Source organism: Streptomyces sp. NPDC041713 (assembly GCF_055591085.1).
Genome location: NZ_JBVIZY010000002.1, coordinates 982,686 through 1,005,490, shown reverse-complemented (window position 1 = coordinate 1,005,490; position 22,805 = coordinate 982,686). Strand labels below are relative to the sequence as shown.

Sequence of the window (22,805 nt, the reverse complement as noted above, 5' to 3'; positions counted from 1 at the left end):
GGGGAAGCCGGTGCCCGTCATGTGCGGAAGGTTCAGGTGGGGTGTCATGGCTGAGAACCAGAGGCCGCTGAACGAGGTTCAGTTTCTGACCGTGGCGGAAGTCGCCTCGGTGATGCGAGTGTCCAAGATGACCGTGTACCGGCTGGTGCACAGCGGTCATCTGCCCGCCATCCGGGTCGGAAGGTCCTTCCGGGTTCCGGAGCAGGCGGTTCACGAGTACCTCCGCGAGTCCTATGTGGGGGTCGAAGCAGGCTGAGCGAGGGTGGTTGAGCGAGGGGCCTTCGGGTCCGTCGCGCAGGGGCCATGGCCCCTCGATTACGTCCCTCACGCCGGGACGGGTAGGCTAGGCCGACGTAGGTCGTGTGGGCCCAGTCTGCTGCCCCGCACCGAGTGAAGAGAAGTGAGCGAGGGTAGTCGTGGGCTCTGTTATCAAGAAGCGGCGTAAGCGGATGGCCAAGAAGAAGCACCGCAAGCTGCTGAAGCGCACTCGCGTTCAGCGTCGCAACAAGAAGTAAGCGCCGCTGTACCAGCGTGTACCGAAGCCCTCCCGTCATCCGGCGGGAGGGCTTCGGCGTTTTCGGGCCGTCTGTGGACGCACGGACATCACAGCGTGACGTGCACCCGCTAGCGTGGGCCGGAACACAGCCGACGGTGGCGCGGCGAGGGTTGGGGAAAGGCAGGCGCTGATCTTGGGCAAGGTCGTGCTCGTGACCGGAGTGGCCCGGCAGCTGGGCGGACGGTTCGTCCGGCGCGTCCAGCGTGACCCCGACGTCGACCGGGTGATCGCCGTCGACACGAGCCCGCCCGAACACCATCTCGGCGGCGCCACCTTCGTGCGGGCCGACATCCGCCAGCCCACGATCGCCCGGGTGCTCGCCGAGTACGGCGTGGACACGGTCGTCCACATGGACGTCACGGCCACCGCCCTCGGCCGCGACGGCCGGGGCAGCCGGGGCTCGGTCAAGGAGACCAACGTCATCGGCACCATGCAGCTTCTCGGCGCCTGCCAGAAGTCGCCGACGGTGCAGCGGCTCGTGGTGAAGTCGAGCACCAGCGTGTACGGCTCCGCGCCCAAGGACCCCGCGGTGTTCACCGAGACCACCCCGCCCAAGTCGCTGCCCAGCGGCGGCTTCGCCAAGGACGCCGTCGAGGTCGAGGGCTATGTGCGCGGCTTCGCGCGGCGCCGCCCCGACGTCGCGGTGTGCGTACTGCGGTTCGCGAACATCCTGGGGCCCGCCGCGGACTCCCCGCTCGCCGAGTACTTCGCGCTGCCGGTCCTGCCGACCGTGTTCGGCTACGACCCCCGCCTGCAGTTCGTCCACGAGGACGACGCCGTCGAGGTGCTGCGCCTCGCCGCGCACGAACCGGCGCGCGGCACCCTGAACAGCGGCACCTTCAACATCGCCGGCGACGGACAACTGCTGCTCTCGCAGTGCTCGCGCCGGCTCGGCCGCCCCACCGTCCCCGTACTCCTGCCGGCCGTCACCTGGGTCGGCTCGGCGCTGCGCACGGTCGGCATGACGGACTTCTCGCCCGAGCAGATCCGGCTGCTCACCCACGGCCGGGTCGTGGCGACCCGGCAGATGCGCGAGACACTGGGGTTCAGGCCGAAGTACACGACGGCGGAGGCCTTCGCGGACTTCGTACGCAGCCGGGGCCCCGGGCTGCTGCCGCCCAGTGCCCTCGCGGGGGCAGTCGACCGGATCGCCGCGCTGCCCCTCGCGGGCGGCCACCCGAGCGCCAACTGAGGAGAGCGTCAACGATGGCGGACGCCAAGGTCATTCCGTTCGACGACGACCGTTCGCGCGGGAGCGCGCAGCGCGCGGCGCGCCGCAGGTCCACGCCCCGGCGCCCGGGCGACCCGGTGGCCGAGGTCGCGGCGCTGCCCGGACAGCAGGACGGGCAACAGGAAGGCCAGCAGGACGGGCCGCAGGACGGTCGACAGCCGGAGGGGTCGCGCGCCGAGGAGGCGGGGGCCGGACCGGCCCCGGAGTCGCGCGGCGGCGGCTGGGACCGGCGCATCGCGGGCGGCCTGGCCTTCCTGCGGCGCCGGCTGACCGGTGAGTACGAGGTCGACGACTTCGGTTACGACGAGGAGCTCACCGACCAGGTCCTGATGTCGCTGCTCCGCCCCTTCTACGAGAAGTACTTCCGGGTGGAGGTGAAGGGCATCGAGAACATCCCCGCCGACGGCGGGGCGCTGATCGTGGCCAACCACTCCGGGACGCTGCCGCTGGACGGCCTGATGATGCAGGTCGCGGTGCACGACAACCATCCACAGGGCCGGCATCTGCGCCTCCTCGCCGCCGACCTGGTCTTCATGCTGCCGGTGATCAACGAACTGGCCCGCAAGGCCGGTCACACGCTGGCCTGCGCCGAGGACGCCGAGCGGCTCCTGGAGCGGGGCGAGCTCGTCGGTGTGATGCCGGAGGGCTTCAAGGGCATCGGCAAGCCGTTCAGCGACCGCTACAAGCTGCAGCGGTTCGGCCGCGGCGGCTTCGTCTCGACGGCGCTGCGGACCGGCTCGCCGATCGTGCCGTGCTCGATCGTCGGGGCGGAGGAGATCTACCCGATGATCGGCAACGCCAAGACGGTGGCGCGGGTGCTCGGCATCCCGTACTTCCCGATCACGCCGACGTTCCCGTGGCTGGGGCCGCTGGGCGCGGTGCCGCTGCCGACGAAGTGGACGATCCAGTTCGGCGAGCCGATCCCGACGGACGGCTATCCGCCGGAGGCGGCCGAGGACCCGATGCTGATGTTCAACCTGACCGACCAGGTGCGGGAGCAGATCCAGCACTCCCTGTACAAGCTGCTCGTGCAACGGCGGTCGGTCTTCTTCTAGGCCGTCGCTCTTCCCCGCATACGCGATCGGGGCGCCCTCCCCGCCAGGAGGGCGCCCCGATCACGTACGCACGAGGGTTACGGCACGTCCTCGCTGTCCACGCCCAGCTCCGGGAGCAGGTCGGGCAGGAGCGGGGGCAGGGTGACGTCCGGCTTGGCCGGGGAGTCGTCCTGACCGGGCTTGCTCTTGCCGTCCGCAGGGGCCGGGGGCGTCTTCTTCTCGGTGGGCGGGTCGAGCAGGCCGCCCGTGGTCCCGCCGAGAAGACCGTCGTCCTTGCTGTGCGAGGTGCTCGGCCGGGGCTTGCTGTCGTCGCTCGGGCCGCTGCCGTGCGAACTGCCGCCGCCCGAGGGATGGGAGGTGCGCCCCTCGGATCTCTCCGTGCCGCTGGGGTGCTGCGGGGCCCGGCCGGTCTCGCCGCCCTTCTCCGGGGAGCGGGGCAGCAGGGAGCGCAGCGGGTCGACCTCTTCGTCTATGGCGTCGAAGACGTCGTTCACCTGCGCGCCCACGTCGCCCAGCTGGACGGGGAGGCGGCCCTGGAGGTCGCTCCACGCCTCCCGGTGCGACCGGGAGAACGCGGAGAGCGCCTGGATGGGGCCGAGGGAGCCGTCGCGTTCGTACGCCTCCAGGAGCAGGCGGTGGCCCTCCGTGGCGTCGTGCCGCATGCCGGAGAGGGCGCGCCTGACCTCGCCGAGCGACTCGTGGTCCAGGGCGCCGGAGCGGCCCCGCTCCATGAGCCTGCGGGCCTCGTTCAGCCGGGTCGATGCGTGGTCGAGGTAGATCCGACCGCGGTCGGTGTCGTCGTCGGCCAGGCCCAGCTTGAAGTCCTCCATGCCGCGTTTGAGGCCGTACAGCGAGTCGCCCGGGAGGGCGTCGCCGCTGGCCGCCGCGACCCCGCCGAAGGCGCCCGCGGCGACTCCGACGGTGAGGCCGCCCGCCGCGATGCCCTTGGACAGACGGGAGCGCGGCCGCAACTTCCCGAGGGAGCCCGCTCGGTGGGCTCCCTTGCGGGATCGCTGCTCGGGGACCGACGGACTGGTGCCCTCCAGGATCATGGCTTCCATCGCGGCCACGAGCTGGGCGCGTTGGACGACCTTGACCTCGGGGTCGAGGGCGGGCTTGGGCAGCGCGTCGAGACCGTCCGTCAGGGCCAGCATGCGGCCCTGTTCGGTCGGTTCGGAACGGGCCGCGGTGGTTTCGGCGGACTCCACAGGTGCGGCCGCGGTCGCGGACGTGGGCGCGGAGTCCTCGGACTTCTCGGCCGCCGGACCCTGGTCGGAATGCTCCTCCAGGGCCTGGGCGAAGGCGTTCGCCCGCCGGTGGGCCGATACGTTCGCGATCACTGGCGGCACCTCCTCTCGTCAAGACGGTCGACTCCCCAGGGGGTCCTGAGGGTTGCATGTACTGACCAATTCCACACGATCGAGTGAGCGGAGCCAGCCAGGTAGCGACCACAGGGAGCCTGCATCCCGCACAACGAGCGTCGCGGCACTTGGGTTACGGACGACAGATGATCGGACCGCGACAATTCCGTGGCGACCATCTGGCCGCCACGGAAGGTGAGTTGGGGATCACGGAGCATGACGGGGGCTGTCTTCGGGGCTCGGGCGCCGGCGGTGCGGGCGGGGCGGGACTGGCGGGGCGGGACTAGCGGACGTCGTCGGGCAGGAGGCGCGCGAGGGTGCGCACCGCCCGGTACTGGAGGGTCTTGATCGCGCCCTCGTTCTTGCCCATGACCCGCGCGGTCTCGGCGACGGAGAGGCCCTGGAGGAAGCGCAGGGTCACGCATTCCTGCTGCTGGGGGTTGAGGCGGCGGACGGCTTCGAGGAGCGCCGCGTTCGAGAGGGACTCCAGGACGGAGTCCTCGGGGCTGCGCTCGACCTCGTTGGCGTCGAGCATTTCGCCGGTGGTCACTTCGAGGCGGAAACGGCTTGATTTGAAGTGGTCGGCGACCAGGTTGCGGGCGATCGTGACCAGCCAGGCGCCGAAGTCGCGGCCCTGCCAGGTGAAGGTGCCGATGCGGCGCAGCGCGCGCAGAAAGGTCTCACTGGTGAGGTCCTCGGCGGTCGCCTTGCCGCCCACGCGGTAGTAGATGTAGCGGTAGACCGTGTCGCTGTACTGGTCGTAGAGGCGGCCGAAGGCGTCGGACTCGCCGGCCTGGGCGCGTTCGACGAGGTCCATCATGCGCGCGCTGTCGCTGTCCGCGGCGGGACGGCGGGGGGTGGGGGCAGAGGTGGCGGCGGCGGCGCCGGAACGGGCCCGTCTGCTGACTGCCGCACCGCCGTTCGCCAGGGCATAGCACGGCCCGGCGGGTGCGGGGACGGCGAGGGCGGGGACGGCCGGGACGGCGTACGCGGTGGGGACGAAGCCGCGCAAGCGGTCGATGACCGTTGCGCGCAGCGTAGCCAGGCCCGAGGCGTCAACCCCGACGTGTGGGTACACGGGACTCCCAGAGGCAGAGCTTCCATCACGTGCAGTGCGGGACCGTTCACTCGTCGTAGCGACGTATGAGGTCCCTTATGCGTCTGAGGAGAATAACGCTTCGTACAGGCAGCGCTACACCTAGTTGCTCAAATCATCGATTACGTCGCTTCTGTAACCGATTGACGCCTGGGCAAGTGCCGCAGAGTGACCGAATGTTGATCGATTGGGTTCACATTCCGTGTCGGCGTGAGGCGTGTTGTGGCCGAGTGCTACCGGCGTGACTGGCGGGAGTCAGGGCGGGGTAGAGCCGACGGAATGCGCGGGCCGCCCGGAGCGGGGCGGGGCGTCAGTGGCGGCGGCGGTGCAGGGCGATGGCCGCGGCGGCGCCGCCCGCGAGCGCGCCGACACCGGCGGCTGCCGGGATGCCGACCTTGGCGGCCTTGCGGCCCGTGCGGTAGTCGCGCAGCCGCCAGTCCCGTTCGCGTGCGTGCTTGCGCAGTTTGGCGTCGGGGTTGATCGCGTAGGGGTGCCCGACGAGCGAGAGCATCGGGATGTCGTTGTGCGAGTCGCTGTACGCGGCGCAGCGCCCGAGGTCCAGCCCCTCGGCGGCGGCCAGCGCGCGGACGGCCTCGGCCTTCGCGGGGCCGTGCAGGGGCTCACCGACGAGCTTGCCGGTGTAGACGCCGCCGACGGACTCGGCGACGGTGCCGAGGGCGCCGGTCAGGCCGAGGCGGCGGGCGATGACCGTGGCGATCTCCACCGGGGCCGCGGTGACCAGCCAGACCTTCTGGCCCGCGTCGAGGTGGGCCTGGGCCAGGGCGCGGGTGCCGGGCCAGATGCGCTCGGCCATGTACTCGTCGTAGATCTCCTCGCCGATGGACATCAGCTCGGCGACGCGGTGGCCCTTGACGATGGACAGCGCGCTGTCGCGGGCGTCCTGCATGTGCTCGGGGTCCTCGACGCCGGCCAGCCGGAACCACGCCTGCTGCCAGGCGAACCGGAACAGTTCCTGGCGCTCGAAGAACTTCCGCTTGTACAGGCCGCGGCCGAAGTGGAAGATCGCGGCGCCCTGCATCACGGTGTTGTCGAGGTCGAAGAAGGCGGCGGCCTTGTCGTCGCCGACGACGGGGAACTCCGGTTCCTTCGGCTCCTCGTCGGCCGCGGTCCGCGCCGCGAGGCCTTCGAGCTCCTCCAGTTCCTGGGAGGACTTGCGCGCTGCCTCGGCCGAGGCCTCGCCTGCCAACACGCTCCGCGCCGTGGCGGAGCGCCTACGGGGGGTGAGCCATCCGAGAGCGGCCATGTCGTGAGCATAGCCAGTCTGTTCGGAGGTTCCGGAGTCGGGAGGAATCGGGCCTGTGAACTCTCTGTGTCCGCCCCGTGGGAGGGCGGGCGAGAATGGCGGCATGAGCCCGATTTTTCGTCGTACGAAGAGAAAACCCCAGGAGCGGTCGGTCACCCTCATCGGGAAGCCGGGGTGTCATCTGTGTGATGACGCACAGTCGGTGATCGAGAAGGTCTGCGGGGAGCTCGGCACTCCCTGGGAGAAGAAGGACATCACGCAGGACGAGGAGCTCCACCGGGCCTACTGGGAGCAGATTCCCGTGGTGCTCGTGGACGGGGAGCAGCACACCTTCTGGCGCGTGGACGAGGCGCGGCTGCGGCGCGAGCTCGACGGGTAGGGCGCCGCGGGGCCGTCCGGCACTGACCGACCAGTCCAAAGGGCCCGCGAAGTCGATTACGCTTTGGGGCGGTTTTGGTCTCGGGGGCGATGATCGTGAGGAGTGTGTGCGGTTTTGCCCCCCACAAATGAGCGACGAATCCCGTCGCGCGCCGGTTCCCCGAGGGTGCGCCGGGGGCGCGTGACCCCGGTCACGTTGGCCGGGCAAATCGGACACCATCTTTGTGCACGCGTTCACAAAGACATAGCCTGCATTCGACGGGGCGGTCTGGGGACGAGTGACCGCCTGCAGCCCCGCTCTACCCGCAGGAGCACCGTGGCAACTGGCCGAACTCACCGACCGGCGACCCGCAGCCGAGGAATTCCCGAGGCCACCGTCGCCAGGCTTCCGCTGTACCTCCGAGCCCTCACCGCACTGTCGGAGCGCTCGGTGCCCACGGTCTCCTCCGAGGAGCTCGCGGCCGCCGCGGGGGTCAACTCCGCGAAGCTGCGCAAGGACTTCTCCTACCTCGGTTCCTACGGGACCCGCGGTGTCGGCTACGACGTCGAGTACCTCGTCTACCAGATCTCCCGCGAGCTCGGGCTGACCCAGGACTGGCCGGTCGTCATCGTCGGCATCGGCAACCTCGGCGCCGCGCTCGCCAATTACGGCGGGTTCGCCTCCCGCGGGTTCCGGGTCGCCGCGCTGATCGACGCCGACCCGGCGATGGCGGGCACGCCCGTCGCCGGCATGCCGGTGCAGCACACCGACGACCTCGAGAAGATCATCGAGGAGAACGGCGTCTCGATCGGCGTCATCTCGACCCCGGCCGGCGCCGCCCAGCAGGTCTGCGAGCGGCTCGTCGCCGCCGGTGTGACCTCCATCCTGAACTTCGCGCCGACCGTCCTGTCCGTGCCGGACGGTGTCGACGTACGCAAGGTCGATCTCTCCATCGAGCTGCAGATCCTCGCCTTCCACGAGCAGCGCAAGGCCGGCGAGGAGGCCGCCCACGAGGGGCCCGTCCCGCCCGTGTCGGCCAAGCAGCAGCGGAAGGGACCCGACGGGGACGTCCCCGCCGTGATGCCGGCATGAGTCTCCTGGTCGTGGGGCTGAGTCACCGCAGCGCCCCGGTGAGCGTCCTGGAGCGGGCCGCGCTGTCCGCCGACGCGCAGGCCAAGCTGCTGCAGGACACCCTCGCCGCCGAGCCCGCCGCCGAGGCGGCCGTGCTCGCCACCTGCAACCGCATCGAGCTCTACGCCGACGTGGACAAGTTCCACGCGGGCGTCGCCGAGCTGTCCACGCTGCTCGCGCAGCACAGCGGCGTCGGCCTGGAGGAGCTCACCCCCTATCTGTACGTCCACTACGAGGACCGTGCCGTCCACCACCTGTTCTCGGTGGCGTGCGGGCTCGACTCGATGGTGGTCGGCGAGGGGCAGATCCTCGGACAGATCAAGGACGCCCTGGCGCGCTCGCAGGAGCTGCACACCGCGGGCAAGCTCCTCAACGACCTCTTCCAGCAGGCCCTGCGGGTCGGCAAGCGCGCGCACTCCGAGACCGGCATCGACCGGGCCGGGCAGTCGCTCGTGACCTTCGGACTCGAACAGCTCGCCGCGCGCGAGCCGGTCGACGCCTGGGCCGCGGGCAAGCGCGCCGTGGTCATCGGCGCGGGCTCCATGTCCTCGCTGGCCGCGGCGACGCTCGCGCGCGCCGGTGTGGCGGAGATCGTGGTCGCCAACCGCACGCTGGAGCGCGCGGAGCGGCTCGCGGAGATCCTCGGCGAGAGCGGTGAGAGCGGCGTACGCGCCCGTGCCGTCCCCATGGACGACGTGGCGGACGAACTGACACGTGCCGACGTCGCCGTCTCCTGCACCGGCGCGACCGGTCTGGTGCTGACCGCGGAGTCCGTCGCCGACGCCGTCGCGGGCCGGGTGCCCGCCGACGACCAGCTCGGCGAGGTGCCCGCGCAGGCCAGGAACGGCTCGGCGGGCCAGAGCGCGCGGACGGCCACCGTCGCCGACGAGGGCTGCCCGGTCGACCTGTCCGCGCCGCGCGGCTTCTCCGTCGCCGGCGAGGAGGCCGTCGCCGGGATGGACGCGACGGCCCTGGAACAGCACGCGGCCTGGGTGGACAACGCCCCGGCCGAGCGGCGCGAGGACCAGGCCGCCGACCCGCGGGCCGAGGCCGAGGCGATCGCCGCGCTGGCGGCCGCCGCGCGCGTCACCGGCCGGCTCCCCGAGCGGCGCGTCCCCGCGCCGTCGGCGGCGGCGGGAGCGGCCCGCCCGGCCGTGCTCGCCCTGCTCGACCTGGCCATGCCCCGTGACATCGACGTCGCCGCGCACCGCATCCCCGGCGTGCGCCTGGTGGACATCGAGTCGCTGGCGGAGGCCTCCGCGGACGCGCCGATGGCCCATGACGTCGAGCTGGTGCGCTCCATCGTCTCCGACGAGGTCGCCGCCTTCGGCGCCGCACAGCGCGCCGCGCACATCACGCCGACCGTGGTCGCCCTGCGCACCATGGCCGCCGACGTGGTGGCCGGCGAGATGGCGCGACTCGAAGGCCGGCTGCCCGGCCTGGCGGACAAGCAGCGCGCGGAGATCACCCAGACCGTGCGCCGTGTCGTGGACAAGCTGCTGCACGCGCCGACGGTGCGGGTCAAGCAGCTGGCGAGCGAGCCCGGCGGCGCCGGGTACGCGGACGCGCTGCGCACGCTCTTCGACCTCGACCCGCAGACGGTCGCGGCGGTCAGCAGGGCTGACCACTTGAACAACGAGAACGACGACCCGAATCGAGGCCGGGCATGACCGAGAAGGCCCTCAGGCTCGGGACCAGGCGCAGCAGGCTGGCCATGGCCCAGTCCGGGCAAGTGGCCGAGGCAGTCAGGGAGTTGACGGGGCGACCCGTCGAGCTCGTGGAGATCACCACGTACGGCGACACCTCGCGCGAGCACCTCGCGCAGATCGGTGGCACCGGCGTCTTCGTGGCCGCGCTGCGCGAGGCCCTGGCCCGCGACGAGGTGGACTTCGCCGTCCACTCGCTCAAGGACCTGCCCACCGCGCAGCCCGCCGAGCTCACCCTCGCCGCCGTGCCGCTGCGCGAGGACCCGCGCGACGCGCTGGTCGCCCGCGACGGGCTGACCTTCGCGGAGCTCGCGGCGGACTCCCCGACGGGGGTCCCCCGCATCGGCACCGGCTCGCCGCGCCGCATGGCGCAGCTGAACGCCTACGCGCGCAGCCACGGCATGTCCGTCCAGACCGTGCCGATCCGCGGGAACGTCGACACCCGCATCGGATACGTGCACAAGGGGGAGCTCGACGCCGTCGTGCTCGCCGCCGCCGGGCTCAACCGCGTCGGCAGGTCCGACGAGGTGACCGAGCTCCTGTCGGTCGACACCGTTCTGCCCGCCCCCGGCCAGGGGGCACTGGCGATCGAGTGTGCCGCGAACAACGCGTCACTCGCCGCCGCGCTCGCCGAGCTCGACGACCCGTACACCCGGGCCGCCGTGACCGCCGAGCGGTCCCTGCTCGCCGCCCTGGAAGCCGGCTGCAGCGCGCCCGTGGGCGCGCTGGCCGACTTGCTGGCCGACGGGCAGATTGTCAAGGAAATGCGCCTGCGCGGCGTCGTCGGTACGACCGACGGCTCGACGCTGGTGCAGCTGTCCACCACCGGTCCCGTGCCCGAGACGGAGACCCAGGCCATGGCGCTGGGCCGCGAACTCGCTGCCGAGATGCTCGCCAAGGGCGCGGCCGGTCTGATGGGGGAGCGAGCACTTTGAGCCCCACCTCGAACCTTCCCGGCCTTCCCGCACACGGGCACGTCACCTTTCTCGGTGCCGGACCCGGAGATCCGGGACTGCTGACCCTGCGCGCCGTCGAGGCGCTGGCCCGAGCGGATGTGCTGATCGCCGAGCCGGATGTGCTCGACGTCGTCCGCGTGCATGCCAAGGGAGGTGTGGACACACCCCATCCGACAGCTGACGACACGTCAATGACCGCCGACGCGACGCCGTTCCGAGCTGCCGCCAATCTTGTCATGGAGGCCGCGAAGGGCGGCAGGCGGGTCGTGCGTGCGGTGAGCGGCGACCCCGGCCTCGACACGTACGCGGCCGAGGAGATGCTCGCCTGCGCCGCCCAGGGCATCCCCTTCGAGGTCGTGCCCGGCATCGCGGCCGCCGTCGGTGTGCCCGCGTACGCGGGTGTGCCGCTGCGGGACGCGCAGGGCACGGACGTCCGCTTCGTCGACGCCCGGACCGCCTCCGACCGCTGCTGGAGCGAGGTCGGCGCCTCCGACGGGACCGTCGTCGTCTCCACGGCGCTGGACTCCGTGGCGGCCGCGGCCGGTGAGCTGGTGGCCGCGGGCCGCAAGCCGGACACCCCGATGACCGTGACGGTCGCCGGTACGACGACGCGCCAGCGCACCTGGACGGCGACGCTCGGCACCATCGCGCAGGTCCTCAAGCAGGCCAAGGTGCTGCCGTCGCCGGACGGGGGGCAGCCCGTCATAGCCGTGGTCGGCGAGCGTTCCTCCGCCGCCCAGCGCGACCAGCTGTCGTGGTTCGAGTCGAAGCCGCTCTTCGGGTGGCGGGTGCTCGTGCCGCGCACGAAGGAGCAGGCGGCCTCGCTCTCCGACCAGCTGCGCTCCTACGGCGCGGTGCCGCACGAGGTCCCGACCATCGCGGTCGAGCCGCCGCGCACGCCCCAGCAGATGGAGCGCGCGGTCAAGGGCCTGGTGACGGGCCGCTACGAGTGGATCGCGTTCACCTCCGTCAACGCCGTCAAGGCGGTGCGGGAGAAGTTCGAGGAGTACGGGCTCGACGCGCGGGCCTTCGCCGGGATCAAGGTCGCGGCCGTCGGCGAGCAGACCGCCGCCGCGCTGATCGCCTTCGGCGTGAAGCCGGACCTGGTGCCGAGCGGTGAGCAGTCGGCCGCGGGGCTCCTGGAGGACTGGCCGCCGTACGACCCGGTCTTCGACCCGATCGACCGGGTGTTCCTGCCGCGGGCCGACATCGCCACGGAGACGCTGGTCGCCGGGCTCATCGACCTGGGCTGGGAGGTGGACGACGTCACGGCCTACCGGACCGTGCGCGCCTCGCCGCCACCGGCGGAGACGCGTGAGGCGATCAAGGGCGGCGGCTTCGACGCGGTCCTGTTCACGTCGTCGTCCACGGTGCGCAACCTCGTCGGGATCGCGGGCAAGCCGCACAACGTGACGGTCATCGCCTGTATCGGTCCCGCCACCGCGAAGACCGCGGAGGAGCACGGGCTGCGGGTGGACGTGATGGCTCCGGAGCCGTCGGTGCACAAGCTGGCGCAGGCGTTGGCGGAGTTCGGTACGGCGCGTCGTGCGGCGGCGCTGGAGGCGGGGGACCCCGTCACCCGGCCCAGTGAGCGTCGACCGGGGTCCCGTAGGCGGCGTACCGCGCCCTGAGCGGTCCCGCACCGTCGATCACCGGCTTCGCCGAGTTCGTCCTCAAACGCCGGACGGGCTGAATTTCCCTGGTCCCGGCTGAGAACCTTCAGCCGGGACCAGAACCTTTCGTGAGGTGAGAGAGACAGTGACCAAGTACGGATCCTTCCCCGGCGCGCGGCCCCGGCGGCTTCGGACCACTCCCGCCATGCGGCGGATGGTGGCCGAGACGCGGCTGCACCCCGCCGACCTGATCCTGCCCGCGTTCGTGCGCGAGGGGATCGGCGCCCCGGTGGAGATCGGCGCCATGCCCGGCGTCTTCCAGCACACCCGCGACAGCCTGAAGAAGGCGGCCGTCGAGGCGCTGGAGGCCGGGGTCGCCGGGATCATGCTGTTCGGCGTCCCGGAGGAGTCCAAGAAGGACGCCGTGGGCACCGCGGGCACCGACCCGGACGGCATCCTGCAGGTGGCGCTCCGCGACGTGCGGGCCGAGGTCGGCGACGAGCTCATCGTCATGTCGGACCTGTGCCTGGACGAGACCACCGACCACGGGCACTGCGGCGTCCTGGACTCCCAGGGCCGGGTCGACAACGACGCGACCCTGGAACGGTACGCGGAGATGGCGCAGGTGCAGGCCGACGCGGGCGCCCACGTGGTGGGCCCCAGCGGCATGATGGACGGTCAGATCGGCGTCATCCGGGACGCGTTGGACCAGGTCGGGCACGAGGACGTGTCGATCCTCGCGTACACCGTGAAGTACTCCTCGGCCTTCTTCGGGCCCTTCCGCGAGGCCGTCGGCTCGTCCCTCAAGGGGGACCGCAAGACCTACCAGCAGGACCCGGCGAACACCCGGGAGTCGATGCGGGAGCTGGCGCTCGACCTCGAAGAGGGCGCCGACATGGTGATGGTCAAGCCCGCGGGCCCCTACCTCGACATCCTCGCGCGGGTCTCCGACGCGGTGGACGTGCCGGTGGCCGCGTACCAGATCAGTGGCGAGTACGCGATGATCGAGGCCGCCGCCCAGCGGGGCTGGATCGACCGGGACCAGGCGATCATGGAGTCCCTGACGGGGATCAAGCGCGCGGGCGCCAACATGATCCTGACGTACTGGGCGACCGAGGTCGCGCGCCGGCTCTGATCCGGGGCTCCGGGCCGCCCGCGGGCGGCCCTTGACCTCAACCACGCTTGCGGTCGGAGGGTGGTGTGTGCCGACATCCGGCCCACGCCTCCCGAGGAGCACACCATGCGCGCTGTCGTCCTGCACGAGTTCGGGCCCGCCGAGAACCTGCGGACCGAGACCCTTGCCGACCCCGTGCCGGGGCCCGGGCAGGTGCGGATCGCCGTACGGGCGGCCGGGGTTCACTTCGTCGAGACCGTCATGCGCCGGGGCGAGGCCTCCGCCATGGCGCCGCCGCTGCCCGAGCTGCCGGCGGTCCTCGGCGGTGAGGTCGCGGGGACGGTGGAGGCCGTCGGCCCGGAGGTCGGGGCCGAGTGGCTCGGGCGTTCCGTGGTGGTGTCGCGCTCGACGCCCGGCGGGTACGCGGAGCTGACGGTCGCCGACGCCGGGAACCTGCACGTGATCCCGGACGGGCTCGGCTTCGAGGCGGCGGTGACCATGGTGATGACCGGGGCCACCGCCATGGGGCTGCTCGGTGAGGCCCGACTCCGCCCGGACGACGTGGTGTTGGTGACCTCGGCGGCCGGTGGCGTGGGGCGGCTCGTGGTCCAGTACGCGCGCTCCCTGGGCGCCACGGTGATCGGCGCGGCGGGCGGCCGCGCGAAGGCCGACGCGGTACGGGAGCTCGGCGCGGACATCGCCGTCGACTACGACGTGCCCGGCTGGGAGCGCGAGGTCGCCGCACGGCTCGGCGGGCGACGGGTCACCGCGGTGCTGGACGGGGTGAGCGGCGAAAAGGGCGCGGCGGCCTTCGAGTTGCTCGCGGACGGCGGCCGGTACGTGGTCATCGGCTGGTCGTCCCAGCGCGCCTTCGAGCCGGAACCGGGGCTGCTCACGGAGCGCCGCATCACCTTCACGAACGCGCTGCACCGGCTGCTCGCGGCCCCCGAGGACGGCCCGGCGCTGGAGCGCGAGGCCCTGGCGGCCGCGGCGGAGGGCAGGTGGGTGCCCGCGGTGCAGGCCTTCCCGCTGTCCCGTGCGGCGCAGGCGCACGCCGCGCTCGAACGCCGGGAGACGACGGGGAAGGTGGTGCTGGTGCCGTAGCCGGACCGCGTTCCGGGGGCGGGGAGTCCCAGGTGGGCGTTCCAGGGGGACGGGTTTTCCGTGGTCACGTGGGTGAAATCGTTCCAGCGTGTCAGATGGTCCGGGGTTCCTTGTGCCGGTCGGGGCGGCGCTGTTTCGCTCGGGGCGTGCCGCTGCGGCACGCCCTTCGCACCGCGACCTTCCTGACCACGGGGGCTCCCCATGACGTTCACGCGCACCACGACCCAATCGCTCCTCACCGGGGTCCTCGTGGTCGCCGCGCTCACCCTCACCGCGTGCGAAAGCGACGACGGCATGGGCGTGCGGGACTCGGCGACCTCGGCGGCCGTCCAGCCGCCGGGGGACGGGGAGGCCGCCCGGTGCCGTACCGACGAGCTGGAGATCACCGCGTCCGACACCACCGTCGACGGTGACCCCGAGGGCATGGTGACGGTGCGGCTGCGGAACGGGGGCGGCCGGGTCTGCGCGCTCTCCGGGTACGCGGGCGTCGTCCTGAGGACCAGCGCGGGGGACCTCGCCGCCCGGCGGAGCGGGGGGCCGATACCGAAGGGGGCCAAGGGGCCCCTGGGGTCCTGGGGTGTCCTGGAGGACGGAGAAGTGGCCGAGGTGCCGGTCACGTATGCGCTGGGGAAGAGGTCGGGCGGTGGGTCCGGGGTTCGTGTGGTGCGGCTCGTCGTCACTCCGCCCGGTGCGAGCGAGTCCGTCAGCCTCGACTGGCCGGGGGCGCGGAGGCTTCCCGCGGCGGGTGGGGCGGGGGGCGTCGTGAAGGTCCATCCCGTGGAGAAGGTCGTCTGACGCCGGCCCCCCCCGGCTCTTGCTTCGGTTGCACTCGTTGCCCCGGTCTCCGCGCGCTATGCGCGTGAGGCCGGGGCTTTCCGCGTCAGCGGGAGGTGGGCGGCGCGCCGCTCACCACTGCAGCGCGGTCGACGCCGACGTCTGCCAGTACGTGACGAACGCCGAGCTGTCCACGTACACGCCGTCCTGCGGCAGTTCGGCCGCCGCCGGGCCGCCCGCGTTGCCGTTCATGGCGCGGTTGGCGAAGTAGACGCCCAGGTCGTGCGCCTGGTAGCCGTCCGTGCCCTCCGGCGACGACGTGCCGATGCCCGCGTACGCCGTCTGACCCGGCTTCAGCGTCACGACCGCCTGCGGCTGACTGTCCTCCACCCACGGGGTGGCGGCCTGCCCGTTGTCGAAGCGGAGGTACGGCGCCCCGTACGCGTAACACGTCTTCGTCCCCGTGTTCTTGGCCTTCAGGAGCAGGTGGTTGATGGGCCGGCTGACCTCCTCGACCGTGACCTTGGTGGTGGCGGAGGTGCAGGTGACCGGCGCCGCCTTCACGGACGGGGCCGCGGCGGACGCGGCGCCCCCGAGCGCCGTGAGCGAGACGGTGGCGGCGATCGCGGCGGCAGCGGCGGCGGCCTTGGTGGTGAGTCGCATGGCTGGTCTCTTTCGGTGTGATGTGGCAGACGCGAGCCGCGCCGAGGGGCTCCCGGATGCGGCGTGCTTGTATGGCCACAGCTTGTGCGGGGTTTCGTCCCGGCGGCCAGCGTGGGACGGCAGTTGGGGACGTTGGGACACCCGTACGGCCCTGATCTGCGGCAACCCCGTTCCTTGGAACGGATGGATGGGATGGGAGAGAGCGTGGGGGCGGGCGATCTCGCGGAGTTGCTGCGGGAGCTGAAGGAACGGTCGGGGCTCAGTTACGGGGCGCTGGCCAAGCGGTTGCATGTGTCGACGTCGACGCTGCACCGGTACGTCAACGGGTCGGCCGTGCCCACGGAGTTCGCTCCGCTGGAGCGGCTCGCCCGGGTGTGCGGGGCCACGCGGGAGGAGATGGTCGAGGTCCACCGGCGGTGGATCCTGGCCGACGCGGCGAGGGGGGACCGGAGGGAGGGCGACTCGGCGCCCAAGGGGCCGGCCTCTAAGGAACCGGGCCCTACCGAGGCGGAATCCGGCGCCCCCACATCCACTTCCACCCCCACCCCCGAGGACCCCACCCCCTCCGACACCCCCACCACCCCCCACCCCGCGCACGACCCCGACGACGGCACCCCCGGCATCGTGATCAGCCGGGCCCCCGCCTCCGCCTCCGCCCCCGCCCCCGCCTCCGCCTCCGCCTCCGCCCCCGCCTCCGCCGCCGCCCGGCGCCTGCGGGAACGGCTGCCGCGCGCCCGCGTGCTCGTCGCCGCCGGTGTCGTCGCCGCCCTCGGCGCCACCGCCGTCGCCGTCCAGGCCGCCTCCGGCGGCGGTGGGCGCGACCTGGTCTCCACCAGCTCACCGACCGCGAAAGGCGGCGAGCCGGACCGCAGCCCGGGCGTCAGGTCCGCGTCGCCGTCCGGCAAGGCGGACGGCAAGGGTGAGAAGGGCGAGAAGAAGAAGGACTCCGGCACGGCGAAGGGCAAGGGCGGCGAGAAGGGCGAGGGAGAGCGCAGGCGCACGCCCGTCACCGGCGAGAGCGGCACCGGCAGCAGCGGCGGCGCCCTCGGCGGCGCCCCGGTCACCGTCTCCACCCAGGCCCAGTACTGGGCCCAGCCCTGCGGCCACCCCTACCTCGTCGACAAGGCCCCCGGCACCCTCTCGCCGCCCCCCAACGAGCAGGACGCGGCCGGCTGGGTCTCCGCGAACGGCGCGGTGTCCGCCCGGGACCAGTCCGTGAAGCTGACCGTCCAGGGCACCGGCAAGGACACCGTCGTCCTGGAGGCCCTGCACGTCCGGGTCGCCGGCACCGACGCGCCGCTCTCCTGGAACAACTTCAAGATGGGCTACCTCGGCGTCGGTTGCGGCAGCGGCATCCCCAAGCACACCTTCGCCGTCAACCTGGACGCGTCGGTGCCCCGGCCCAGCCCCGAGGACCCCAAGGACACGTTCCCGTACAAGGTGAGCGCGAGCGACCCCGAGGCGTTCTACGTCAACGCGACCGCCAACACCCGCTACGTACGCTGGTACTTGGAGCTGGAGTGGTCGAGCGGCGACCGGCACGGCACGGTGCGCATCGACGACTCGGGCAAGCCGTTCGCCACCAGCGGTGACAAGAGCCGTCCCGTGTACGCGTATTCGCTCAACAGCAAGAAGTGGACGCCGACGCACCGCAACGACGACGACGTGCCGGACCCGCCCGCGTAACAGCGGGTCCGTCCGCATCCCGGAATGGTGCGTGTAGGCGGCACACGGCTCCTTACCCTGCCCGGAAACGCAAAGGAGCCGCAGATGACCGCCACCGACCTCCCCGCCCCGGCCACCGCCCCTGACCCGGCCCCTGCCCCGGCCACCGCCCCGGCCCCCGCCCAGGGTCCCGCCCCGCTCCCCCCGCTCGCGGCCCGTGCCGCCGCCGTCGGGGGCTCGCCCGTACGGGACATCCTCGCGGTCACCGCGCGCCCCGAGGTCATCAACTTCGCGGGCGGGCTGCCCGCGCCCGGCCTCTTCGACGGCGACGGCATCGCGGCCGCCTTCCGCGCGGTCCTCGCGGAGACGCCCGAGCGGGCCCTGCAGTACTCCACGACCGAGGGCGAGCCCGCGCTGCGCGCCGCCATAGCCGCGCGCGCGGCCGCCCGCGGCCTGCCGACCGACGCCGACGACGTCCTCGTCACCACCGGCTCGCAGCAGGCCCTCTCGCTGCTCGCGACCGCGCTGCTCGAACCCGGCGACACCGTCCTCGTCGAAACCCCCTGTTATCTGGCGGCACTTCAGGCCTTCGCCTTCGCGGGCGCGCGCGTGGTGCCCGTGCCCGGCGACGCCGCCGGCATCGACCCGGCAGCCCTCGACGAGCTCGTCGCCCTGCACCGCCCCAAGTTCCTCTACACCGTCCCCACCTTCCAGAACCCGACCGGCCGCACCCTGCCCGCCGACCGGCGCGCGGCCGTCGCCGAGGTCGCCGCGCGGCGCGGGGTCTGGATCGTCGAGGACGACCCGTACGGGGAGCTGCGTTTCGAGGGCGAGCGCGCGCCGTGGATCGCCACGTATCCCGGGGCGGCGGACCGCACGGTGCTGCTCGGCAGCTTCTCCAAGGTGATGGCGCCAGGCCTGCGCCTCGGCTGGCTGCGCGCGCCCGCAGCGCTGCTGCGCGCCTGCGCCGTCGCCAAGCAGGCCGCCGACCTGCACACGCCGACCGTCAACCAGCTCGCCGCCGCGCGCTACCTCGCCGACCAGGACCTGGACGCGCACATCGCCCGGGTCGCGGGCGTCTACCGCGAGCGCCGCGACGCGATGCTCGCGGGGCTCGGCAACGCGCTGCCGGCGGGGTCCACGTGGATCCGCCCCGAGGGCGGCATGTTCGTGTGGGCCAGGCTGCCCGACGGGTACGACACGACGGAGCTGCTGCGGACGGTCATCACGCACGACGTGGCGTACGTGCCCGGCGCGCCGTTCTTCGCCGGCGAGCCGGACCGGGCCACCCTGCGCATGTGCTTCGTGACCCAGTCACCGGCCGAGATCGCGGAGGGACTGCGGCGCCTCGGCCGGGGACTCGGGGAGAAGTGAGCGCGGTGAGCGCGGGGTCAGAGGCGCTCGGGCGTGCGGATGCCCAGCAGGGCCATGCCCTGGTGCAGGGTCCTGGCCGTGATGTCGCACAGGAACAGGCGGTTCTCCACCACGTCCTGCGCGGGGCGCGGCTTGATCACCGGGCACTGGTCGTAGAACGTCGTGAACAGTGACGCGAGCTGGTACAGGTACGCGGCCAGCTTGTGCGGGGCGTACTCGGCCGAGGCCTCGTGGACGAGGTCACCGAACGCGTCGAGGTGCAGGCCGAGCGCCCGCTCGGCCGGGGCCAGCGCCAGCTCCGGGTGGGCGGCGGCCGCGTCGCCCTCGGACTTGCGCAGGATCGACTTGATGCGCGCGTACGCGTACTGGAGGTAGACGGACGTGTCGCCGTTCAGGGACACCATCTGGTCGAGGTCGAACTTGTAGTCGCGGTTCGCGGACGTCGACAGGTCCGCGTACTTCACGGCGCCGATGCCGACGTACCGGCCGTTCTCGACGATCTCCTCCTCGGTCAGGCCGATCTTCTCGGCCTTCTCCCGCACCACGGCCGTGGCCCGCTCGACCGCCTCGTCGAGGAGGTCCTCCAGGCGGACCGTCGCGCCCTCACGGGTCTTGAACGGCTTGCCGTCCGCGCCGAGCACCGTGCCGTAGCCCATGTTGTGGGCGGTGACCTCGTCGTTCAGCCAGCCCATCCGGCGGGCCGCCTCGAAGACCATCTTGAAGTGCAGAGACTGGCGCACGTCCACCACGTACAGCAGCGTCGTCGCGTCCAGGTCGACGACACGGTTGCGGATCGCGGAGAGGTCCGACGCCGCGTACCCGAAGCCGCCGTCGGCCTTCTGCACGATCAGCGGGACCGGCTTGTCGTCCTTGCCGCGGATCTCGTCGAAGAACACGACGAGCGCGCCCTCGGAGCGGACGGCCACGCCCGACTCCTCCAGGAGGCGCGCGGTCTCCGGCATCAGGTCGTTGTACGCGGACTCGCCGACGATCTCGTCGTCGCGGACCTCCATGTCCAGCTTCTCGAAGACCGAGTAGAAGTAGACCTTCGACTCGTCGACGAAGCGCTGCCAGAGGTCGAGGGTCTCCTTGTCGCCGGACTGCAGGGCGACGACCCGCTTGCGGGCCCGCTCCTTGAACCCTTCGTCCGCGTCGAAGACCGCGCGCGACGCCTTGTAGACGCGGTTCAGGTTGCTGATGGCCTGCTCGCCGTCGACGTCCTCGGCCGGAGCCAGCTGGTCGGGGTTCTCGATCAGGTACTGGATGAGCATGCCGAACTGGGTGCCCCAGTCGCCGATGTGGTGGCGGCCGATCGTCTTCTCGCCGGTGAAGTCCAGCATGTGCCGCAGGGCGTCGCCGATGACGGCGGAGCGCAGGTGGCCGACGTGCATCTCCTTCGCCACGTTCGGCTGGGCGTAGTCGATCACGGTGGTGCCCGCGGCCGGGTTCAGCGGGACGCCGAGCCGGTCGCCGTCGGCGGCGCGGGCGGCGAGCGTCCGCGTGATCGCCTCGTCGGTGACCGTGACGTTCAGGAACCCGGGGCCCGACACCTCGACGTCGGCGAGCAGCTCGCCGCGCGTGATCCGCTCGACGACCTGCGCGGCCAGCTCGCGGGGGTTCGCCTTGGCCTTCTTCGCGAGCGCCAGGATGCCGTTGGCCTGGAAGTCGGCCCGGTCGCTGCGTCGCAGCAGCGGGTCCGCGGCGCCTGCTTCCGGCAGGGCTGCCGTCAGGGCGTCCGCGAGGCGCTGGTGGACGGAGGCGGTGAGGGACGTGACCGAGGCCATGGATGGGTGCCGTTCTGCTCGGGTGCCGGGCGTTGCTGCGACTGCAGGAACCGAGTATCCCACGCGGTGAAAAGCGGTTTTCGTGGTTAGGGGACGACCTGGGAGAATGGCTGCGTCAAGCGGTACTCACGTATGAGAAGAAAGGCGTGCCGATCGTGGCTCAGAGCACCGATACCACCGACTGGGTCTCCCGCTACGCGGACGAGGTCATCGCCGAGTCGGAGCGTCGTGCTTCGGGCGCGAAACAAGACGGCGCGGGGGCGGGAGCCATCGTCGTCGCCTCCGGACTCTCCCCCTCGGGCCCGATCCACCTGGGCAACCTCCGCGAGGTCATGACCCCGCACCTGGTCGCCGACGAGATCCGCCGCCGCGGGTACGAGGTCCGCCACCTGATCTCCTGGGACGACTACGACCGGTACCGCAAGGTCCCGGCGGGCGTCGCAGGGGTCGACGCGTCCTGGGCCGAGCACATCGGCAAGCCGCTGACCTCCGTGCCGGCCCCGGCCGGCTCGGCGTACCCGAACTGGGCCGAGCACTTCAAGGCCGCGATGACCGCGTCGCTGGCCGAGCTCGGCGTCGAGTACGACGGGATCAGCCAGACCGAGCAGTACACCGCGGGCACCTACCGCGAGCAGATCCTGCACGCGATGAGGCACCGCGGCGACATCGACGCGATCCTCGACCAGTACCGCACGAAGAAGGACCCGGCCAAGGCCGGCAAGGGCAAGCAGCAGCAGAAGCCCGTCGACGAGGCGGAGCTGGAGGCGGCCGAGGGTTCGGGCGCGGCCTCCGAGGACGACGGCAGCGGCGGCACGGGCGGGTACTACCCGTACAAGCCGTACTGCGGGCAGTGCGAGAAGGACCTCACCACCGTCGTCTCGTACGACGACGAGACCACCGAGCTCGTCTACACCTGCACCGCCGAGGGCTGCGGCTTCGGCGAGACGGTCCGCCTCAGCGAGTTCAACCGCGGCAAGCTGGTCTGGAAGGTCGACTGGCCGATGCGCTGGGCGTACGAGGGCGTCGTCTTCGAGCCGTCCGGCGTCGACCACTCCTCGCCGGGCTCCTCGTTCGTCGTGGGCGGCCAGATCGTGCGCCAGATCTTCGGCGGCGTGCAGCCCATCGGCCCCATGTACGCCTTCGTGGGCATCTCCGGCATGGCGAAGATGTCGTCCTCCAAGGGCGGCGTGCCCACCCCGGCCGACGCCCTGAAGATCATGGAGGCGCCGCTGCTGCGCTGGCTGTACGCGCGCCGCAAGCCCAACCAGTCCTTCAAGATCGCCTTCGACCAGGAGATCCAGCGGCTCTACGACGAGTGGGACAAGCTGGAGTCCAAGGTCGCCGACGGTTCGGTGCTGCCCGCGGACGCCGCCGCGCACTCGCGCGCGGTCCGTACGGCCGCCGGTGAGCTGCCGCGCACCCCGCGCCCGCTGCCCTACCGGACGCTGGCCTCCGTCGCCGACATCACCGCGGGCGCCGAGGACCAGACCCTGCGGATCCTGCGCGACCTCGACCCGTCCGACCCGATCACGTCCCTGGACGAGACGCGGCCGCGCCTGGACCGCGCCGAGAACTGGATCACCACCCAGGTCCCGGCCGAGGCCCGCACCATCGTCCGCTCCGAGCCGGACGAGGAGCTCCTCTCCTCGCTCGACGAGGCCGGCCGCGAGTCGCTCCGCCTCCTCCTGGATGGCCTGGACGCGCACTGGTCCCTGGACGGCCTCACCCACCTCGTCTACGGCGTGCCGAAGGTCCAGGCGGGCTTCTCGGCGGACGCGACGGCGAAGGAGCTGCCGGCCGAGATCAAGGGCGCGCAGCGGTCGTTCTTCGCCCTCCTGTACCGCCTCCTGGTCACCCGGGAGACCGGCCCGCGCCTGCCCACGCTGCTGCTCGCCGTGGGCGCGGACCGGGTGCGCAAGCTGCTCGGCTCGTAACCCCGGCCAGGGGCGCCGACTGCGCCCTTCGGACTACCGGGAACTCGGCCGCAGGCACGACGCGCG

General features: G+C 72.2%; 20 protein-coding genes. 15 read left to right on the top strand and 5 right to left on the bottom strand.

Annotation, left to right across the window (positions count from 1 at the left end):
* Positions 1-46 precede the first annotated feature (46 nt).
* The 4 genes from ACZ6CV_RS09485 (at position 47) to ACZ6CV_RS09470 (ending at position 2,842) form a co-directional block, all read left to right on the top strand.
* On the top strand, positions 47-256 hold the full coding sequence (locus ACZ6CV_RS09485; RefSeq protein ID WP_062770509.1) for a helix-turn-helix domain-containing protein: 210 nt from the start codon (positions 47-49) through the stop codon (positions 254-256).
* 160 nt (positions 257-416) lie between these two features.
* Positions 417-515, top strand: a complete 99-nt coding sequence (locus tag ACZ6CV_RS09480) for a 30S ribosomal protein bS22 (protein WP_003948845.1) — start codon at positions 417-419, stop codon at positions 513-515.
* Between the two features lie 174 nt (positions 516-689).
* Positions 690-1,748, top strand: coding sequence for an NAD-dependent epimerase/dehydratase family protein (locus tag ACZ6CV_RS09475; RefSeq protein ID WP_469250268.1), 1,059 nt, complete (start codon positions 690-692; stop codon positions 1,746-1,748).
* A gap of 14 nt (positions 1,749-1,762) precedes the next feature.
* Positions 1,763-2,842, top strand: coding sequence for a lysophospholipid acyltransferase family protein (locus ACZ6CV_RS09470; protein ID WP_469250267.1), 1,080 nt, complete (start codon positions 1,763-1,765; stop codon positions 2,840-2,842).
* 77 nt (positions 2,843-2,919) lie between these two features.
* Here ACZ6CV_RS09470 and ACZ6CV_RS09465 read toward each other — a convergent pair whose 3' ends face one another.
* From ACZ6CV_RS09465 to ACZ6CV_RS09455, 3 genes are all read right to left on the bottom strand, one after another.
* Positions 2,920-4,182 (bottom strand): DUF5667 domain-containing protein, encoded by a 1,263-nt coding sequence (locus ACZ6CV_RS09465; RefSeq protein ID WP_469250266.1) that lies wholly within the window; start codon positions 4,180-4,182, stop codon positions 2,920-2,922.
* Between the two features lie 304 nt (positions 4,183-4,486).
* Positions 4,487-5,281 (bottom strand): ECF subfamily RNA polymerase sigma factor, BldN family, encoded by a 795-nt coding sequence (locus ACZ6CV_RS09460; protein ID WP_355820073.1) that lies wholly within the window; start codon positions 5,279-5,281, stop codon positions 4,487-4,489.
* Positions 5,282-5,609: 328 nt separating this feature from the next.
* Positions 5,610-6,563: an HAD family hydrolase gene (locus ACZ6CV_RS09455; protein WP_355820075.1), complete on the bottom strand. Its 954-nt coding sequence runs from the start codon at positions 6,561-6,563 to the stop codon at positions 5,610-5,612.
* Between the two features lie 103 nt (positions 6,564-6,666).
* On the opposite strand from ACZ6CV_RS09455, the gene ACZ6CV_RS09450 reads away from it, so the two are divergent.
* The 8 genes from ACZ6CV_RS09450 (at position 6,667) to ACZ6CV_RS09415 (ending at position 15,340) form a co-directional block, all read left to right on the top strand.
* Positions 6,667-6,942 carry a glutaredoxin family protein gene (locus ACZ6CV_RS09450; RefSeq protein WP_469250265.1) on the top strand — a complete coding sequence of 92 codons (276 nt, stop codon included), beginning with the start codon at positions 6,667-6,669 and terminating at the stop codon, positions 6,940-6,942.
* Between the two features lie 315 nt (positions 6,943-7,257).
* Positions 7,258-8,013, top strand: a complete 756-nt coding sequence (locus tag ACZ6CV_RS09445) for a redox-sensing transcriptional repressor Rex (RefSeq protein WP_362362995.1) — start codon at positions 7,258-7,260, stop codon at positions 8,011-8,013.
* Positions 8,010-9,722 (top strand): glutamyl-tRNA reductase, encoded by a 1,713-nt coding sequence (locus ACZ6CV_RS09440; RefSeq protein ID WP_469250264.1) that lies wholly within the window; start codon positions 8,010-8,012, stop codon positions 9,720-9,722. The genes ACZ6CV_RS09445 and ACZ6CV_RS09440 overlap by 4 nt, the downstream gene beginning before the upstream one ends.
* Positions 9,719-10,693, top strand: a complete 975-nt coding sequence (hemC, locus tag ACZ6CV_RS09435; RefSeq protein ID WP_469250263.1) for a hydroxymethylbilane synthase — start codon at positions 9,719-9,721, stop codon at positions 10,691-10,693. The genes ACZ6CV_RS09440 and hemC overlap by 4 nt, the downstream gene beginning before the upstream one ends.
* Positions 10,690-12,345 carry a bifunctional uroporphyrinogen-III C-methyltransferase/uroporphyrinogen-III synthase gene (locus tag ACZ6CV_RS09430; RefSeq protein ID WP_469250262.1) on the top strand — a complete coding sequence of 552 codons (1,656 nt, stop codon included), beginning with the start codon at positions 10,690-10,692 and terminating at the stop codon, positions 12,343-12,345. Before hemC ends, ACZ6CV_RS09430 begins: the two co-directional genes overlap by 4 nt.
* A gap of 127 nt (positions 12,346-12,472) precedes the next feature.
* Positions 12,473-13,462 (top strand): porphobilinogen synthase, encoded by a 990-nt coding sequence (gene hemB / locus ACZ6CV_RS09425; protein ID WP_469250322.1) that lies wholly within the window; start codon positions 12,473-12,475, stop codon positions 13,460-13,462.
* A 105-nt stretch (positions 13,463-13,567) separates the two neighbouring features.
* Complete coding sequence (locus tag ACZ6CV_RS09420; RefSeq protein WP_469250261.1) at positions 13,568-14,545, top strand: zinc-binding dehydrogenase; 978 nt, start codon at positions 13,568-13,570, stop codon at positions 14,543-14,545.
* Positions 14,546-14,746: 201 nt separating this feature from the next.
* Positions 14,747-15,340 (top strand): DUF4232 domain-containing protein, encoded by a 594-nt coding sequence (locus ACZ6CV_RS09415; protein WP_469250260.1) that lies wholly within the window; start codon positions 14,747-14,749, stop codon positions 15,338-15,340.
* Between the two features lie 111 nt (positions 15,341-15,451).
* Here the strand turns inward: ACZ6CV_RS09415 and ACZ6CV_RS09410 are convergent, their stop codons facing one another.
* Positions 15,452-15,982 carry a DUF4232 domain-containing protein gene (locus ACZ6CV_RS09410; protein WP_469250259.1) on the bottom strand — a complete coding sequence of 177 codons (531 nt, stop codon included), beginning with the start codon at positions 15,980-15,982 and terminating at the stop codon, positions 15,452-15,454.
* Positions 15,983-16,174: 192 nt separating this feature from the next.
* Here ACZ6CV_RS09410 and ACZ6CV_RS09405 point away from each other — a divergent pair, with 192 nt between their 5' ends.
* Both ACZ6CV_RS09405 and ACZ6CV_RS09400 read left to right on the top strand, forming a co-directional pair.
* Positions 16,175-17,668 carry a helix-turn-helix domain-containing protein gene (locus tag ACZ6CV_RS09405; RefSeq protein WP_469250258.1) on the top strand — a complete coding sequence of 498 codons (1,494 nt, stop codon included), beginning with the start codon at positions 16,175-16,177 and terminating at the stop codon, positions 17,666-17,668.
* An 84-nt stretch (positions 17,669-17,752) separates the two neighbouring features.
* Entirely contained in the window at positions 17,753-19,021 is a 1,269-nt protein-coding gene (locus tag ACZ6CV_RS09400) for an aminotransferase-like domain-containing protein (protein WP_469250257.1), read from the top strand.
* Positions 19,022-19,038: 17 nt separating this feature from the next.
* Here ACZ6CV_RS09400 and argS read toward each other — a convergent pair whose 3' ends face one another.
* Positions 19,039-20,805, bottom strand: a complete 1,767-nt coding sequence (gene argS, locus ACZ6CV_RS09395; RefSeq protein ID WP_469250255.1) for an arginine--tRNA ligase — start codon at positions 20,803-20,805, stop codon at positions 19,039-19,041.
* A 146-nt stretch (positions 20,806-20,951) separates the two neighbouring features.
* Between argS and lysS the strand changes: the two genes are divergently transcribed.
* Positions 20,952-22,739, top strand: a complete 1,788-nt coding sequence (lysS, locus tag ACZ6CV_RS09390) for a lysine--tRNA ligase (RefSeq protein WP_469250254.1) — start codon at positions 20,952-20,954, stop codon at positions 22,737-22,739.
* Positions 22,740-22,805 lie beyond the last annotated feature (66 nt).

What these genes read in the sequence shown, in the direction of transcription:
- ACZ6CV_RS09485 (WP_062770509.1), top strand. Translation starts at nt 47, where the DNA reads ATGGCTGAGAACCAGAGGCCGCTGAACGAGGTTCAGTTTCTGACCGTG.
- ACZ6CV_RS09470 (WP_469250267.1), top strand. Translation starts at nt 1,763, where the DNA reads ATGGCGGACGCCAAGGTCATTCCGTTCGACGACGACCGTTCGCGCGGG.
- ACZ6CV_RS09455 (WP_355820075.1), bottom strand. Translation starts at nt 6,563, where the DNA reads ATGGCCGCTCTCGGATGGCTCACCCCCCGTAGGCGCTCCGCCACGGCG.
- ACZ6CV_RS09450 (WP_469250265.1), top strand. Translation starts at nt 6,667, where the DNA reads ATGAGCCCGATTTTTCGTCGTACGAAGAGAAAACCCCAGGAGCGGTCG.
- ACZ6CV_RS09440 (WP_469250264.1), top strand. Translation starts at nt 8,010, where the DNA reads ATGAGTCTCCTGGTCGTGGGGCTGAGTCACCGCAGCGCCCCGGTGAGC.
- hemC (WP_469250263.1), top strand. Translation starts at nt 9,719, where the DNA reads ATGACCGAGAAGGCCCTCAGGCTCGGGACCAGGCGCAGCAGGCTGGCC.
- ACZ6CV_RS09420 (WP_469250261.1), top strand. Translation starts at nt 13,568, where the DNA reads ATGCGCGCTGTCGTCCTGCACGAGTTCGGGCCCGCCGAGAACCTGCGG.
- ACZ6CV_RS09415 (WP_469250260.1), top strand. Translation starts at nt 14,747, where the DNA reads ATGACGTTCACGCGCACCACGACCCAATCGCTCCTCACCGGGGTCCTC.
- ACZ6CV_RS09410 (WP_469250259.1), bottom strand. Translation starts at nt 15,982, where the DNA reads ATGCGACTCACCACCAAGGCCGCCGCCGCTGCCGCCGCGATCGCCGCC.
- ACZ6CV_RS09405 (WP_469250258.1), top strand. Translation starts at nt 16,175, where the DNA reads ATGGGAGAGAGCGTGGGGGCGGGCGATCTCGCGGAGTTGCTGCGGGAG.
- ACZ6CV_RS09400 (WP_469250257.1), top strand. Translation starts at nt 17,753, where the DNA reads ATGACCGCCACCGACCTCCCCGCCCCGGCCACCGCCCCTGACCCGGCC.
- argS (WP_469250255.1), bottom strand. Translation starts at nt 20,805, where the DNA reads ATGGCCTCGGTCACGTCCCTCACCGCCTCCGTCCACCAGCGCCTCGCG.